General features: G+C 67.4%; 1 pseudogene. It reads right to left on the bottom strand.

Annotation, left to right across the window (positions count from 1 at the left end):
* A pseudogene (locus tag P3W85_RS24335) lies at positions 1–402 on the bottom strand (TonB-dependent receptor); the annotation flags it as partial.

Below are 402 nucleotides of genomic sequence, written 5' to 3'. Positions count from 1 at the left end.
CGTACTGCGAATAGGTCAGGCGGCTGCGGTCGAAGGTCAGGCCGGCGTTGAGCAGGTGGTGATCGGTTTCCTTGGCCGCGCTGAGCGCCATGCCGATGGATTGCTGCCACATATGGGTGGTGTTGAGCACCGCCGGGTCCAGCGCGGCGCCCTCGGCGCGAGTGAAGCCGCAGCGGGCCTTGCGCGGGCTGCCGTCGGCCTTGAAGCCATCCTCGCAGTCTTCCGAATAGGCATCGTAGTCGGGGTTGATGTCGCCGTTGGTGGTATCGCGCCGGCTGGTGCGCACATAGGCGAGCAGCGCGGCGCTGGTCTTGTCGTCGAACCAGTGGCGGCCGTTGAGGGCCACCTGGGTGACCTGGTTGCGGGTCTTGTCGGGGTAGGTGTACGCGGCGGCGGGGTTGC

The organism is Cupriavidus basilensis, assembly GCF_029335485.1.
Lineage (GTDB): Bacteria > Pseudomonadota > Gammaproteobacteria > Burkholderiales > Burkholderiaceae > Cupriavidus > Cupriavidus basilensis_E.
The sequence above is the reverse complement of the archived record's forward strand: the minus strand, read 5'-3'. Positions and strand labels throughout refer to the sequence as shown.